Annotated in this window: 12 protein-coding genes and 1 pseudogene; 8 read left to right on the forward strand and 5 right to left on the reverse strand. The window is 46.5% G+C overall.

The features are described from left to right. The 3 genes and pseudogenes from AWQ23_RS14415 (at nucleotide 1) to AWQ23_RS14425 (ending at nucleotide 5874) form a co-directional block, all read left to right on the forward strand. On the forward strand, nucleotides 1-705 hold the full coding sequence (locus tag AWQ23_RS14415) for a ParA family protein (RefSeq protein ID WP_062436763.1): 705 nt from the start codon (nucleotides 1-3) through the stop codon (nucleotides 703-705). Continuing rightward, the gene (locus tag AWQ23_RS14420) at nucleotides 698-1030 is read left to right on the forward strand and encodes a hypothetical protein (protein ID WP_062436765.1); all 333 of its coding nucleotides are present in this window, start codon (nucleotides 698-700) and stop codon (nucleotides 1028-1030) included. The genes AWQ23_RS14415 and AWQ23_RS14420 overlap by 8 nt, the downstream gene beginning before the upstream one ends. Before the next feature lie 96 nt (nucleotides 1031-1126). Continuing rightward, a pseudogene (locus AWQ23_RS14425) lies at nucleotides 1127-5874 on the forward strand (DEAD/DEAH box helicase). Nucleotides 5875-6139: 265 nt separating this feature from the next. Here AWQ23_RS14425 and AWQ23_RS14430 read toward each other — a convergent pair. Then, nucleotides 6140-6961, reverse strand: a complete 822-nt coding sequence (locus AWQ23_RS14430) for an Abi family protein (RefSeq protein WP_232309010.1) — start codon at nucleotides 6959-6961, stop codon at nucleotides 6140-6142. 773 nt (nucleotides 6962-7734) lie between these two features. Between AWQ23_RS14430 and AWQ23_RS16535 the strand changes: the two genes are divergently transcribed. The 5 genes from AWQ23_RS16535 (at nucleotide 7735) to AWQ23_RS14450 (ending at nucleotide 13737) form a co-directional block, all read left to right on the forward strand. Further along, nucleotides 7735-7890, forward strand: a complete 156-nt coding sequence (locus tag AWQ23_RS16535; RefSeq protein WP_198158734.1) for a plasmid mobilization protein — start codon at nucleotides 7735-7737, stop codon at nucleotides 7888-7890. A 336-nt stretch (nucleotides 7891-8226) separates the two neighbouring features. Then, complete coding sequence (locus AWQ23_RS14435; RefSeq protein WP_062436771.1) at nucleotides 8227-11448, forward strand: DEAD/DEAH box helicase family protein; 3222 nt, start codon at nucleotides 8227-8229, stop codon at nucleotides 11446-11448. Nucleotides 11449-11450: 2 nt separating this feature from the next. Then, the gene (locus tag AWQ23_RS14440; RefSeq protein WP_083500754.1) at nucleotides 11451-12857 is read left to right on the forward strand and encodes a DEAD/DEAH box helicase; all 1407 of its coding nucleotides are present in this window, start codon (nucleotides 11451-11453) and stop codon (nucleotides 12855-12857) included. 233 nt (nucleotides 12858-13090) lie between these two features. Further along, a complete protein-coding gene (locus tag AWQ23_RS14445) occupies nucleotides 13091-13333 on the forward strand; it encodes a hypothetical protein (protein ID WP_062436775.1) in 243 nt (80 codons plus the stop codon). After that, nucleotides 13333-13737 carry a hypothetical protein gene (locus AWQ23_RS14450; protein WP_062436778.1) on the forward strand — a complete coding sequence of 135 codons (405 nt, stop codon included), beginning with the start codon at nucleotides 13333-13335 and terminating at the stop codon, nucleotides 13735-13737. The genes AWQ23_RS14445 and AWQ23_RS14450 overlap by 1 nt, the downstream gene beginning before the upstream one ends. A 323-nt stretch (nucleotides 13738-14060) precedes the next feature. Here AWQ23_RS14450 and AWQ23_RS14455 read toward each other — a convergent pair whose 3' ends face one another. The 4 genes from AWQ23_RS14455 to AWQ23_RS14470 form a co-directional block, all read right to left on the reverse strand. After that, the gene (locus AWQ23_RS14455; protein WP_062436780.1) at nucleotides 14061-14450 is read right to left on the reverse strand and encodes a type II toxin-antitoxin system VapC family toxin; all 390 of its coding nucleotides are present in this window, start codon (nucleotides 14448-14450) and stop codon (nucleotides 14061-14063) included. Continuing rightward, a complete protein-coding gene (locus tag AWQ23_RS14460; protein WP_041444062.1) occupies nucleotides 14447-14677 on the reverse strand; it encodes a type II toxin-antitoxin system Phd/YefM family antitoxin in 231 nt (76 codons plus the stop codon). The genes AWQ23_RS14455 and AWQ23_RS14460 overlap by 4 nt, the downstream gene beginning before the upstream one ends. A gap of 160 nt (nucleotides 14678-14837) precedes the next feature. Then, nucleotides 14838-15077, reverse strand: coding sequence for a hypothetical protein (locus AWQ23_RS14465; protein WP_062436759.1), 240 nt, complete (start codon nucleotides 15075-15077; stop codon nucleotides 14838-14840). After that, a complete protein-coding gene (locus AWQ23_RS14470) occupies nucleotides 15074-15757 on the reverse strand; it encodes a recombinase family protein (RefSeq protein ID WP_062436756.1) in 684 nt (227 codons plus the stop codon). The genes AWQ23_RS14465 and AWQ23_RS14470 overlap by 4 nt, the downstream gene beginning before the upstream one ends. Nucleotides 15758-15918: the final 161 nt, after the last annotated feature.

Raw genomic sequence — 15918 nt, forward strand, 5'->3', positions numbered from 1 at the left:
ATGATTATTTCTGTGTTTAATTTCAAAGGCGGCGTAGGGAAATCTACAACCGTCGCCAATCTAGGGGCGGCCTTGGCAACCCAGAAACGAAAAGTTCTAGTGATTGATCTCGATGCCCAAAGAACATTGAGTTTTTCCCTGGCAACGGAGGGGAAACACCCCACAGTGATTGATTGGCTTGATGGATCTGACCAAACGATTGAAACCAGTCGCCACAATCTTCGGGCGATCGCCGGAAATTTTGAAATCCTCAATTACCCCATGACTGAGGGTTTAATGGCAAAATCTCTTAAAGGTTTAATGGGTTATGATGTAATTCTATTAGACTGCCCGCCTGCGATTAACGCGATTTCAGTGGAAGCGATTTTGAGTTGTGATCGCCTGATTATTCCTATTGTTTCCGAGCCTGCGGTGATCAAAGGATTAGCCGAAGCGGTGGAACTGGTAAAGGAGGAAGATCCTAATTTACCTATCGATGTCCTTCGGAGTCGTTACCGTTCGCGGTTAGTAATCACCAAGGAATATGACGGGATGCTCGAAAACGGGGCACAGGAATTAGGGTTCAATCTGCTTAAAACGACGATTCCCGAAAATGTGGCGATCGCCGAAGCGGTTTCCGCCCAAGTCTCGGTACTGGATTACGCGAAAAATAGCATCGGGGCTAAAGCCTTTAAGAAGTTAGCAAAGGAGATTCTCAATGGGTAGACTCAAACAAACTAGCCTAGGGGACAAGTCTGGATTAAGCCAGGGCAACGTTACCCCACCGGAACAACCCCCCAAAAAAGCGAGTAAACGTAAGGAAGCTGAAATTTCAGTGCCGATCAATATCAAAATTCCTAGGGCCTCTAAGCAATGGCTCGCTGATAAAGCCCAACAGGTGAGGGACAACAACGCCGATCCTGTTCCACCAAAAGAACGGGTTTACCCTCAGCACTTAATCAATGTGGCGATCGCCTTACTTCAGGACACAGACCTCGATTGGTCTACTATTCGCAATATCCAAGACTTAGAGAAACAATTAGACCTATAAAGTCTTTAACTTTTTATTAAAAGATCAAGGTGACCTGCTTTGGAGGGTTCTCTTTTGGCCTAACAATGAACTCTAATCAAGACCAACAGCAGAACCATGACGACCATTCACGACATCTTGGCAGAATTCAGGGAAGCCGCTACTTCCAAGCGTGATTTGGGCGATCGCTTTGAGCATATGGTCTTACAGATTTTGAAAACCGATCCCCTCTACCGTAGCCAGTTTAGTGAAGTGTGGATGTGGAATGATTTTCCGAAACGGGGTGGTGAATCAGATACAGGGATTGATTTGGTGGCAGAACGGGCCGATGGATTTGGCTACTGTGCGATTCAGTGCAAATTTTATGCGGGCCACCTGTCTAAGGAAGATATTGATTCATTTTTTACGGCATCGGGTAAAAAGCTCTATACCCAGCGAATTATTGTTTCGACTACGGATGACTGGAGTAAGCACGCTGAAAAAGCTCTGGAAAATCAGCAAATCCCCTGTAGTCGGTTGCGATTGCAGGATTTAGCTGATAGTCCGATTAATTGGGATTCCTTTAGTCTGAAGCAAAGGATTTTAGAGCTAAAGCTAAGACCGAAAAAAAATCTTAGATCCCATCAGGCAACGGCTCTAGATAAGGTTACTGAGGGGTTTCAGGCGGCGGATCGGGGTAAGCTGATCATGGCTTGTGGGACGGGTAAAACTTTTACCTCCCTCAAGATTGCAGAATCTTTTGCAGTCCAGAGACAGGGATTTGTTTTGTTTTTGGTTCCCTCAATTTCTTTACTCTCCCAAACCCTTCGGGAATGGTCAGCGGAATGTGAGGTCGGTTTGAATGCCATCGCAGTTTGTTCGGATAAGAAAGTCGGTAAGCAAAAAACTGATTCTGAAGATATCCATACCTATGATTTGGCGTTACCTGCCACTACTGACCCCCAGGCGATCGCCGATCAGGTGCGGGCGTTTCAGGGGAAGAAAGATTTAACGGTTATTTTCTCCACATACCAATCGATTCAGGCCGTGGCAGATGCTCAGGAGAAAGGATTACTTGAGTTCGATCTGATCATCTGCGATGAAGCCCACCGTACCACCGGGGTCACGTTAGCGGATAGCGATGAATCCTATTTTGTGAAGGTACATAATCAAGATTTTCTGAAGGCGAAAAAGCGGCTCTATATGACTGCTACCCCGAAAATCTACAACGATGTCAGTAAAACTCAGGCGAAGGAAGGGGATGCGGTTATCTGTTCGATGGATGATGAAAGTCTCTATGGCCCGGAATTTCATCGCTTAGGCTTTGGTGAGGCGGTGGGAGCTGGTCTACTGACTGACTACAAAGTTTTGGTTTTGGCAGTGGATGAAAAGTATGTCAGTAAAACGTTTCAGCACCAATTAGCGGATGCCAATGATGAGCTAAACCTAGAGGATGCAGTCAGAATTACGGGCTGCTGGAATGGATTATCGAAACGGATGTTAGAAGACATCGGTGGGAATCATATTGATGATCTTGCTCCAATGCGGCGGGCGGTGGCTTTCTCCAGTTCGATTAAAGATTCTAAGCGGGTGGTTAGTCTATTCGCTGAAATTATCGATGAGTATCGGCGATCACACCCGAATGAAGAAATTTTAGATTGTGAGCTTGATCATGTGGATGGTTCGATGAACTCTCTCCAGAGAAACCAGAAACTCGACTGGCTAAAGGAAGACACTCATCATCAGGGAAAAGTTTGTCGCATTCTGTCTAATGCCCGTTGTCTGTCGGAAGGGGTGGATGTGCCTGCCCTCGATGCGGTGATGTTCTTAAACCCCCGTAATTCGATTGTGGATGTGGTGCAGTCGGTCGGGCGGGTAATGCGGAAAGTTGACGGGAAAAAGTACGGTTACATCATTTTGCCGATTGGGATTCCAGCGGATGTCTCCCCCGAAGAAGCCCTAAGGAATAATAAAAAATATAAAGTGGTTTGGAGTGTTTTACAGGCGTTACGGGCGCATGATGATCGCTTCAATGCGACGGTCAACAAAATCGAACTGAATAAGGCGAAACCTCAGCAAATCAATATTATTGGCGTTTCTGGTACTGGTGGTGACGATGGTCTAGGGGATGGTGCAGATAGAAGTAATGGCAAGCCTGATCCTACTGATCCAAATAAAACCAAAGAATCGGGGACTGCTTATCGTCAGATAGCGATTAATTTCCCAAACCTAGAGGAATGGCGAGAAGCGATCTACGCGAAAATCGTGGTCAAGTGTGGCAGCCGTCGCTACTGGGAAGATTGGGCGAAAGATGTGGCAGTCATCGCAGAAAACCACGTCACCCGTATTAAGGCATTACTGGAAAGTCCAGAGGATAAGCACCGTAAGGCTTTTGATGATTTTTTAGGGGGATTACAGGAAAATTTAAACCCCAGTATTTCTCAGGATGATGCGATTGAGATGTTATCCCAGCATCTGATCACAAAACCTGTTTTTGATGCGCTTTTTGAGGATTATCCGTTCTCTCAGTTAAACCCGGTCTCTCAGGTGATGCAGGGCATGGTGGATTTACTGGAGGGGGAATCTATTGCCAAAGAAACGGCAAAGTTAGAAAAGTTCTATGAGAGCGTCAGGGAACGGGCGGCGGGTATTGATAATGCTCAGGGTAAGCAGCGGATTATCATTGAGCTTTATGACAAGTTTTTCCGTAATGCGTTTCCCAAGATGGCAGAGCGGTTAGGGATTGTTTATACGCCTGTGGAAGTGGTGGATTTTATTATTCGCAGTGCGGATGTGGCTCTAAAGCAGGAATTTGGGGTCGGGTTAACGGATGAGGGGGTGCATATTCTTGATCCGTTTACAGGTACAGGGACTTTTATCGTGCGGTTGTTACAGAATGGCTTAATCAAGCCCGAAGACTTAGAGCGAAAGTTTAAGCAGGAATTACACGCCAATGAGATTGTTTTGTTGGCTTATTATATTGCGGCGATCAATATCGAATCGGCTTATCATTTTCTCGCTAAAACGGAATATTCTCCCTTTGATGGCATTATCTTAACGGATACTTTTCAGTTATTTGAGCCGAAAAATAAGCAGACAACGCTCTTAGATAAAATCTTCCCAGAGAATCACGAACGGGCTAAACGACAGCAGCAAAATGATATTAGAGTCATCGTGGGGAATCCTCCCTATTCGGCGGGTCAGACTAGCGAGAATGATGGCAATAAAAATCTAAAGTATGACAATTTAGATCAGCGCATCAAGGAAACCTATGCTGAATTTTCCAATGCTGTCAATAAAACAAGTATTTATGATTCCTATATCCGAGCGATTCGCTGGGCTAGTGACCGGATAAAAGATAAGGGAATCGTCGCCTATGTCACCAATGGTTCATTCATTGATAACAACGCGATGGATGGACTGAGAAAATGTTTAACCGATGAGTTTTCCAGTATCTATTGCTTTAATCTGCGGGGTAATCAGAGAACATCAGGCGAAACATCACGGCAGGAAGGTGGTAAGATTTTCGGCTCTGGTAGTAGAACCCCTGTCGCGATTACGTTGTTAATCAAAAATCCTGAGAAGACGGGCAAATGCGAGCTTTACTACCATGACATTGGTGACTATTTAAGCCGTGAGGAAAAGCTAGACATCATCGAGAAATTCCAAGATATTCAGGGGATTAAGTGGCAGATAATCAAGCCTAATGATAGCTATGACTGGATTAATCAACGCGATCCAGCTTTCGATAATTTCATTGCTGTAGGCGACAAAAAAGGAAACGAAAGTAAAACAATTTTTGACTTATATTCTAGTGGTGTTAAAACAAATCGTGATGCAATGAACAAAGAGAGAAATACTTAAACATTTCTCACAAGAATAAATCACTAGAGGATTTTATAGACCCAGATTCCAAAAAGATTAGTTGGACTAGAGAACTTAAGCAAGATTTACAGAAAAACAAAAAAGCTCAATTTGAGTTTGATAATATTATTGCCAGTATTTACAGACCTTTTTGCAAAGAATTTCTCTACTTCAACAGACAATTTAATAACTGTGTATATAAAATGCCTTATGTGTACACATGGAAACATAAAGAGAATTTAACTATTTGCTTAACCGGGCGTGGTTCTAGTAAAGACTTTTCAGCTTTAATCTCTAATATACTGCCTGATTTAGAGATGATTTCTAAGAGTCAGTGTTTCCCTCTCTATAGCTATGAAAAAGTAGAAAAAACAGATCAGATTTCACTGTTTACTAAAAATGAAAGCTACACCAAAAAAGAAAACATTCCCGATATAATATTAGGCGATTTCCAGCAGACATACGGCGATCAGACCATCACCAAAGAAGACATTTTTTACTACGTTTACGGCATCCTGCACAGTCCCGAATACAAAGAACGCTTTGCCGCCGACCTCAAGAAAATGTTACCCCGTATCCCCTATGCAAAGGACTTTTGGGAATTCAGTAAAGCAGGACGGGAGTTAGCCCACTGGCATCTAAATTATGAAACCATAGAACCCTATCCCCTCAAAGAATATCAATCAGAGTTGTACTTAGACGATGCTGATTACCGAGTGGAAAAGATGCGCTTTGGTAAACGGAATAAAGACAAAACGACGATTATCTATAACAGCAAAATTACCTTGTCAGAAATTCCCCTAGAAGCCTATGACTACATCGTGAATGGTAAATCAGCCTTGGAATGGATTATCGAACGCTACCAAGTCAAGAAAGACAAAGCCAGTGGCATCGTGAATGACCCAAATGATTGGAGTGAAGACCCCCGGTATATTGTCAATTTGGTGAAGCGGATCGTGCGGGTGAGTGTGGAGACGGTAAAAATCGTAAACTCCTTACCCACCCTAAATGAAAGGAATTAATATCTATTTTGTACTTTCTATTTCTATGAAATCAAAAAATTTTAAGCGAGTATCATTTCCTATACATACAGAAAACATAAAACTACCCAAAGAAAGTAAAAATAATGCTGAAAATAAAAGTAAAACTATCTTTAAATTATTTCCATTGATATATTCACTAGGTACTTTTTCTAGAAAATCAAATAGTTTGTCCACGGAAAATGGCTCTATTTAGGTAGTAATTTCCGCACTCTTATGTATTGATATTTCGACTTGACAAGATATATTATCTTTTCCAAATCTGGCGACTCTCCCAATCACTAGGAAAATCCATTGCCGAGAGGGACTGGGGACAAGTTTTGATGTGATTTAGTAACTCTTCCCCCCATTGGTGATTTGGTGCGATCTGATCCATGAGATAGAGCAGAATCACTAAGCTGTTATAGATTTTGCGAGAATTACTAACGAAGTCATTGGTTAAAGGTTGCCTGGGGCTAGTGATTAGGGTTGGAACAACGGTAAATTCACGATTCCATAAACGGGAATGATGGACGCAAGTATTCCGCACCATCGCTAAGTGGTGTAACCAAGATTCCAGAAAATTTGCTCTGACATTGTAGGCTGTGGCGATCGCCGCTTTCGTGCTAGCAAAACGAATCGTTTTAAACCACCGAGAGAGTAAGCCGAAAGACATTACCTCACAGACCACCCAAACCGGGGGGAGTGCTTCAGAATAAGTTTGCTGAAAATGTTGCACAAAATCTTCTTCAGACCGATTTACCTCTTTTGTCAGATCATTCAGATTACGTTGCCAAAAACGACGATTAAATAAATTCTGATCAAGATGGGCATGAGAACCATGACGATGGGCTAAATAATATGCCCACTGGCTACGCACTGATACTTCGATCCGTTCTATGGCATCAAGGATCAGTAAACGTAGTTCCCTATCGAAAATATATAAATCCAGAACATCCTGAAATCGAGTCCCTGTCTGGAACTGATGGGTTCTAGTATTTCTCTCGAAAAACAGCCAATAAGCCCGTAATCGGTAGTAATTAAGGTGCTGTAAGTAGAATTTTGCTTGCTCAGTATCTTTGATGAGCATTCCCCTCGACTCTAGTAAACTGACTTGATCCTCAAGAGTTTTAGGGGGTTTTGAGAAAGGTCGTGGCATTTACCCAGAAAAAAGAGTAACCCGCCTATTTGAGGATGCTCACGCACTAGCCTTGGCGGGTTTTGTTATTCAGATCGTAGCGGTTCTGGTTTCAGTCGTCAATCACCATATCAGCGGCGATCGCCTATGCTCATGGTTGCAGGGGAGTAAGGAAGCGTGAGGCGTTCGAGATATCCAAAGCACGGAGCTATCAAGGGAAATTAGAGCAAGCCCTAGAGTCGATCGCCGTTAAGGGAAATTTCATCCGGTGGATCAGGGAGTTCGGGTTAGTGGCTGAAAAAATTGACGGCAACTGGATCTACTTTGATTTAAGAAGTGGCGATCGCCTGTAACCCTTGGGAGTCTTGATTTTTAGAAATTCCTATTGATAGAAAGGCGTAAAGATTTTACATTTCTTTTTCACCCTAACCATCTCTGCTTTCTAAAAATAAACTCTGTTGACTCATCCCTAGGGACGAATTGACAGAGTTTATTTTTCTGCTCTGAATACCTATTCAATAGGTAGGAAAAGGTTCTGGGGGAGGTGCTGACAAGCGTGATATATCACGGTTTTGGATTATTGCGGTTGCTGTCTTTCCCAAGATATGCGTCTATTAATGGGGATTTTCAGGGATGGGATAAAGCAAAATTTTCACCTTTTCAGAAAAATTATTTGTTACCTATGGATTTATGATTTAGTATCGGTTTAGTAAATGGTTTTCGCTATGCCAAAATCTACTCATATCCCAGTACCTTTCTGGCTGAATGATCAGCAGAAGGATCATGTCCGTAAAGCCGCTATTGCGTCTGGCTTAAGCTTGTCTGAATATCTGAGAAGAAAAGTTTTAGGGGATTTTCAAGATGGAAACAACGCTGCCTAGGCAGCAAAAAAGCACGGTCAATATAGAGAACCAAACTTTGGACGGGGCGGAACTCAGGACGACGTGCTTCTTTGCTTATTCAATTCCCCCATCTCTGGGGTTTCCGCTACAAAAACTTAGTAAGCGGGGGTTGGCTTTATGGTAAACCCTAAGCTGAATTTTGACGATCAATACAAAAATTCTCCCTCTAATCATACCAGAAGTAGAGGATTTGATGACGGTTCTCATTTTCATTCTACTGGCAGATTCTACCCAACGAAACGGAATAACCCATGCCAGGTCTGTGGGGATGTTAAAGGGAAGTGTAGAACCACTGACGGCGATTTAGCTCTTTGTATGAGGCTACCCGATGGGGGCGTCCCAGGGTGGCACTATTCCGGGCGTGATAAATCCCAAGGGTTGTGGGGCCTATACTTCCCAGAACGGGGCGATCGCTCAGAGAATCACCGGGCCGAAATTAAGCGGCTGACGGCTGAGGCACGGGCTAAGAAAAGAGCCAAGGAACGGGCGGGCTATGTCACCATTAGCGATCGCCATCAAGAGATTTTAGGCTTAGAGGCAAAACTCACTGAGTCACAGAACGCTGATTTATTGCGGCGGGGGCTAACCCAGGACGAAATTGATTTTGCGCTATCTAATCACTGGCTTTTCGCCTGTCAGGGTGGCTATGGCATTTCAGCAATAGATCCAGTTACCGGGATGTTTTGCGGGGCGCAGCGAGCTAAGGATGACCGCAAACCTAAATATGATTGGGGGATCTTCACCGGGCGAAATAAGGTCAAGGAAACGGGTGAAAATCCCATAGCGGTCTGGAAACATCCCGGCCTCGATAAATCCAAGCCCTACCGGGTACTGACATTCGAGGGCTTCTTAAAGCCGCTGATCCGTGCCTTTATGGAATGGCGAAAGGATACCCAAGTCATTGTCATTGGATCGCCTAGTGGAAATTTTGGGGATGAGTCTCTTAAGCGATTCTTAGGGGTTTATGGTGAGGCGGAAAAATTCACTCACTTCCCAGACAAAAATAGTCAGAAGCTTTCGAGTCAGAACCTTTGCGCTGGCTACGGAAAATTAGCAAAGGCCATTCCCTCGATTAAGTTTGCTGATTGGGGTCAGTGGCGCGATAAATCCAAGGGTGATGGGGATAATTATTTTGGGCGGTACAGACGGCGATCGCCTTGGGATTGGCTTAAGCCTTTCACGTTTGAGAAAACCCGCCGCGAGGTTAAAAGGAGATTAGCCAGAACCGACAAACTCACTCCAGACAAAACCATCACCCTCGCTGAATTTAGGGCGTTAGATGCTGAGGGGCTAGAACGTCTCACCAATGGGGCACAGGATGTCTTTATTGCCGCCCCTACCGCCGCCGGGAAAACGAAGTTAGCGGCAATGGTGGCCCGACTGTGGCGACGGGTAATCGCTCCTTTCCCTAGAATCTCCCTAGCCCGAAACGCAGCAACTCGGATGGGCTTGGAATATCGCACGGTCTGCGATCGCCTTGGGGGTGAACTGGTTCGATTTAACAGCAACTCCTATGACGTTGTTTCCAGGATTGCCTACTGCAATGAGGGCGTTTTAGGGCTGATCCGTCCCCTTAAAAATCTGCTCAAAAATGGTGCTTTCGCTTTCGGGGATGAGTTCGATCAGCAAATTGAAAACCTCACCCTCAGTTCTACCCATGGGAAAACGGGGCAACGGCGGAAACATACCGATATGTTCTGGCAGGTGTTCCGGGAATCCCAGAAAGCTTTATGCGTATCTGCTGACCTCACTGACTATGAGGTCAATCTCTACCACCGCACCACAGGCCGTAAACCTTTCGTCCTGAAGGTAGGCACGGAGAAGAAACCCCAGATAGCGATTGTTTTCGAGGATACGCCTCAATGGTGGGCAAAATTTCTTGAGCTCAAGGCGGCGGGGCTACGGATCCTCATTCTCTGTACTCGGAAAAGTGACGCGGAATTTTTGGCTCATTCCTTTGGGGCGATCGCCATCACCGCTGATAATGCCAAGGAATACGAAGGTTTTCTCACTAATCCCGATGCTTGGTTAAGCCAACATAAGCCGCAAATCTTAGCGGTAACTCCCATCTTGGGAACCGGGTTCAACATCGAGGGCGATCACTTTGATGCGGTGATGCTCATGGCCCATGCCGACAATATTCCGGCTAAAGGTCTAATGCAGTTTCTCGCCCGGTATCGGCCCAACGTCCCCCGCTTTATCTGGTGCGCGGAATCTAATCATCGCTTTGACGAAATCACAGCTAAGAAGCTATTCAAGCGGCGGTTAACGAAGGCCCAGTGCAACGACGTGATCGCCAATGAGCAGAGCTACCTTGATGTTGATGACCCCTACTTCCATTACAAAGCGGCGGTTAATTGGTCATTGTCGCAACTCAGGGCGGATCTATTGGCACGTCTGGAAAGGGATATCGAGACTGCCACCTATGAGTTGTGTTATCTCCCAGAAGATGCAATCGAGGCCATTGAAGCCGATGTAAGGGAGCGCAGGGCAGAATACGCCGATGTCTGGTATCAGCGCCGCCACGGGGCCGAAAACCTAACGGAGGATGAATATAAAGCCCTTAAGGAGTCCGAGGACAAATTAACGGAGGCCCAACGGTGGGCAATCGAGAAATATGAGATTGCCGCTTGGGCGGGTAAAACCCCTGAAGAGCTTGACCTCGACTACATCCGCCGTGATCGTAAGGGGAAAAAGCGACGGGCCTTAGAAAAATTAGAGATGCAGGCTATCCCCGATTTGGCGATCGCCCTCGACAAATATTCCTTGGAAAAGCAGACCAAACACGGGGCAGTTTGTCAGCAGGACATTACCCACCATCATTTACGGGTGAGGGCCTTAGATGATTGGGGTATCGGTGAATTTTTAGACCATGCCCTATCGGGTCGGGAATGGCACAATGAACACCCCATTGTTCTGGCACTCGCTGAAAGCTGGCACGTTTTTCGGGATGAGCTAGCTAAGTTTGGGGTGCGCTTATCTTGTGGGAAAAATGCTACCCCGGCGGCAATCGTTGGGGCGTTGCTCCGATTCTTTGGTCTTAAGAGCGCTTCCCGGCGGAAAAGGGACGGCGATCGCCTAGTCAGGCTCTACAGTCTGGATGCTGAAGATTGGAATATTTCTAAGGCGGATTTAGCCGCTAGATTGCCCCTAAATATTGAGAAATTTGGGGAGCTATCCATAAATCCTGAAAGCCAATGGGTGACTGAGATTTATGGCCGATCCACACCCCTAGAAACCAATAATATTGAAGGGGTGTGGATCACCCCTGAAAACATTACCCAGCTTGAGATTGGGGAGATTGAGCCAGAACCCGATCCACCACCATCACCGCCGCCAATGGAAGCGGGGCTGATTACGCAGGTTCAAGGGGCGATCGCCTCCCTCACCCAAGGGTCACGGGCCGCAATTCAAGCCTTAATTCATGCCCATGACTTCAAAAAAATCAGAGAAGCGGCTCTATGGCTCGACAATAACGGCGGGTCGGGATGGGCCAATGCTTTAAATCTTTGGTTCCGTCCGGGATGGGGGGTTTAACGATGAATAAATTCCAGTTACGCCCCTACCAGGAAACAATGGTTTCCGAGATTCTAGGGAGCCTGAGCCAACATGATTCTGTAGTCGGGCAACTCCCAACGGGCGGCGGCAAAACAATCATCCTTTCGGCGATCGCCCATGAATTCATCAATCGGGGTGAAAATGTCTGTCTGCTCAGTCACCGCGATGAACTGGTAAACCAGGGGGCGGCAAAACTTGAGGCCATCTCAGGGCAACCGGTGGGGATTATCAAAAGTGGCTACCCCGACGATGGCGATCGCCTCATCCAAAGTGCATCGGTTCAAACATTGGTGAGACGCCTTCACCTTTATCCCCCTGACAGGTTCGGGGTCATCATCATCGATGAGGCCCATCACACCGCTGCTACCACCTACAGGAAAACCCTTAATCACTTTCCGACTGCCTATGTTCTGGGATTCACCGCTACCCCATGTCGAGGTGATGGGGCGGGCCTAGATGATTTGTTTTCCCACATGGTCACCGGCCCATCAATCAAGCAGCTTATCGAGGCGGGCCATCTTTCCCCGTACAAATATCTAGCCGCTGAAAACTCAATGGTGGTGAAGGGTGCGACGGTCAGCAGGGGCGATTACACATCGAAGTCATTGGCCCGACTCAATCCCCGTGACCAACTGGCTGCTGATTTAGTCTCTAGCTACCGTAAGCATTGTGACGGGTTACGGTGCTTAATTTTTGCCATTGATAGGGACTATTCAAAGGCGATCGCCGCCATGTACCAAGCCGCTGGTATTGCCGCAATTCACCTTGATGGGGAAACACCCTCGGAAGTAAGAAAGGCTGCTCTAGAGGCGTTCCAGGCCGGGGAAATTAAGGTTGTTTCCAATGTCGGACTATTCACTGAAGGAACGGATTTGCCCGCCATTGAAGCCCTACAAATGGCACGGCCTACGAAGTCTTTAGGCTTATTCCTTCAGATGGTGGGACGGGTGTTAAGGCCCGCCCCTGAGAAGTCAGAAGCCTTGATTATTGACCATGGTGGCAACTGGGAACGGCACGGCTTACCCTGTGGCGATCGCACCTGGACACTTGAGGGCATCCAAAAGCCCAAGCGGGCGAAACGATTGGTCAAGAATGCTGAGGGCGAAATCATTGAATGGGAGCCAGTAGAACTCATCCAAACAAACGTAACTACCAGGGAAATCACAACAGACTCAATGGCGATCGCCCCTGAACTTGATGGCTTCTGGAAAATGGCTCTTGATGAATTACTCGAAGAAAGGGAGGCCATGGGCTACCAGAAGGGATGGGTGGGCTACCGCCTCAAGGATCTTAATGCTCCCTTAGAAGTGTGGCGGGCGGCGGCTTCTGAGCTTGGATACAAACCAGGATGGGCATGGTACAAGTGGCGTGAGTCTAGGGCGGCCTAGGGAGGAAACAAGCAGAAAAAAGTAGAAAAAAGTAGATGGGAAAGCCGTTTAAGGCTGACATCCAAGAGCGGCTTAGGGAGAAAAAGTGAGAAAAAGTGAGAAGCTTTGATGTTGTCAAACCTACTCAAGGGGGATGCTATTCTGAAGCCGTAACGCTAACTTTGCAAAACGTTATCTAATGTCACACCTTTTTGAGCGGGCACAATATCTTTTGAGCCAGGGGAATGTCGAGCATGGAAACACCGGGGAATATGGAGACAGGCATTATCGGAAAGCGGGCGATCGCCCTTGGGTATTTTCACTTTCCGAGCGGCTCTATTATTTCCCCTGCAATGAATGTGGGGAGTGGCTTAGGGGGCAGAGAATCATTACCCGGTGCGACGAATGCCAAGCCCAAAAAGCCAGGGAAAGAAGAGCGCAATATTCCAAAAAATACGACAGGGCTGCATACCATCGGAAGCAAAGAGAGCGGTTGATGGCCCCCATCGACTACCACTGCATTGTCTGTAATTCGGCATTCAAGGCCAAAAGGAAAACGGCTAAATTCTGCTCTGGGAAATGTCGGCAACGGCACAACCGGAACCCCGAAAAATACCAGGGGAAAGTCGCTCACCCAACATGGACAGCGGCGGACGAATCCCAATTAGAACGCCTAATGGATGTTCACGGAAAGCTCTGTAAGCAGGCGGCCCAAAGCGAAAGGGACTTGGATTATCGGATCACCTACTATACCGAAAACATACAGCCCCTTTTGGAACGCAGAGAATACGTTCAAAGGCATATCGCTCTAGGGATAAAAAAGTACAAAAAGGGAGAAGGGAAAGCCGTGACAGACTACCAAAAACGACCAAAAAAGACAGGCGATCGCCACACTGCCTAGGGACAAAAAGGGACAGTGGGCCGCCCCCAAAGAAGCAAAAAGAGGCAAAAAGAGGCAGAGCATCCCCCGGCATGGCGATCGCCCATGAGGTACGGATATCGCCTTAAGCCGCCCAAAAAAGGGAGCCGCTGGATTGCATCAAAAAAAGGAATATGCCACACGCCAACAGGCCCGGAATGCTGCCCTAGAAGCCATGAGTAGAGCTGCTTTTAAGAATTGTCCATTTTAAAATTGTGGTTTAAACCTGACTTGTCTGACAGCATTGCGGGCGCGTGAAAGAAAAAATAAGTATTCGGAGTTTTCGGAGGGGATCGCGATCGCCCTTAGCTGATTGTTATTAGCTGCTCTGATGCCCTTAGATTGCTGTCCACAGTCGCTAAAACCAAGTCATAGTAGAGGGCCGTGGCGGCAATGAAGCGATCAGCCGGGTCTTGATGGGGTAACTGGATTGCTCGACTGAGGATTGCAATATCGTTGTTAAGGGTAGCTTCCCTCACCTCCAAAACCTTGAGGGCATCGCTAATCCACTGTTGAGGCGGCTTACCAAGATTGATTCTGCCTTTCTCAGCCAGCATTAGGGTTTCCCATATACTGATGGGACTTAGCCAGATTTGAACTCTTGGATCTTCAATCTTGCCTTGAAGCTCAACAGAAAGGCGATCGCTTCCCTGTAAATACCAAAGCCAAATATGGGTGTCTAGCAATAGCCTCATTGCAAGACTTCCCAAGCCGACTCAGGGACAGCCGGGGCAACAATATCATCAAGAATTTGAATCGTTTCTTTCATGCAGCCAAAAGCCGCCCGTTTTTTCTGTGGCGTAGGTGAAAGGATTGCGAGTGGGGTTCCCTCATCGGTGATGATGATCGACTCATTGCTTTGTCCCATCTCAGTAATAAGCCGCTGAAAATCAGGGGATAGCTGCTTTAAGGTAATTTCCATAGCCAAGGACTTGAGGTGATATTTCTAAAATAGCCCGTACCGCTGATATCTGGACAGACTCACTGGGCAGGCGATCGCCCAAAGACTGTATCGAGACATTTCAGACAACATCGCGCGCGCGTGAGGGAAGCATTTATAAGAAACGTCCCTTCTTTATAAATCACTCACTTAAAGCCAAAATGACACACCCCCTAACCCGATCATCCAACTTCTGGCAGTAGGCGATCGCCCTGGGGACATCATCAATAATTTCCTCTAAATCCTGCATGACTTTTATGACTGTGGTGAGGTTGCTCACTGATGCCTTTTCCCATTGGTTTAAAAGGAAACGACGGGATAGAGCCGCTTCGACTGCATCCCGTCCGAATAAACTGTTTAACTCTGCTCTATCTCGACTCATCCTGCATCCTGTAATCGCTCTTCTCTTTTGATGATGTTGGCTACCGTTGTGGGATACCACCGCCCGCCCCGTTGGGTCTTAATACCCTCAGAGTTGAGATGATCGGCGATCGCCTGTAGGGTTTTGCCTTCATTGCGTAGCTTCTGTATTGCCTCAACTGTCTTATGTTCCTTGGTTTTGGCGAGCTTTTTGCCCGTCACCTCATACCCAAAACCTACGCCCCCGATATGCTCTCCCTGGGACTTCTTATGTTGTAGAGCTGCACTGGTACGCTCTCCGATGGTTTCCCGTTCCCATTGGGCCACACTCATCAGAACATTGAGAACCAAGCGGCCCGATGCGGTGCGGGTATCGACTTGCTCAGATACAGACATGAGGGAAAATTTATCAGCAAAATAGTTTTCCAGAAGCCAGTCAAGGTCTTTAACAGAACGGGTGAGTCTGTCGAGCTTAACGATTACCATGGCTTCGACTTCTCCACTGTCGAGCATCCCTAATGCTTTCTGCAAACCAGGACGATCTAGACTCTTCGCAGACTGTCCAGCATCGATAATGATGTCTACCAGCTCAATGTCATAAAGACCTGCATAGGCTTCTAACTTTGCTTTCTGAGCATCTAGGCTTACGCCTTGGGTGGCTTGCTCTTCAGTGCTGACTCTGATGTATCCGATGGCTTTCATGGCTTTGTTAAAGTGACTGGCTTTACCTTAAAACAAATAATATCATAAACATATAAAGGTTTAATACCTTAATTTGATTAATTGATGTTTGAATCTTTGAAATACTTGTATCCTAGCGGTATGACTAGAAACCCATAAAGGTTTAATACCTTAATGTCTTA

The organism is Picosynechococcus sp. PCC 73109 (genome assembly GCF_001521855.1).
Classification (GTDB): Bacteria; Cyanobacteriota; Cyanobacteriia; order Cyanobacteriales; family MRBY01; genus MRBY01.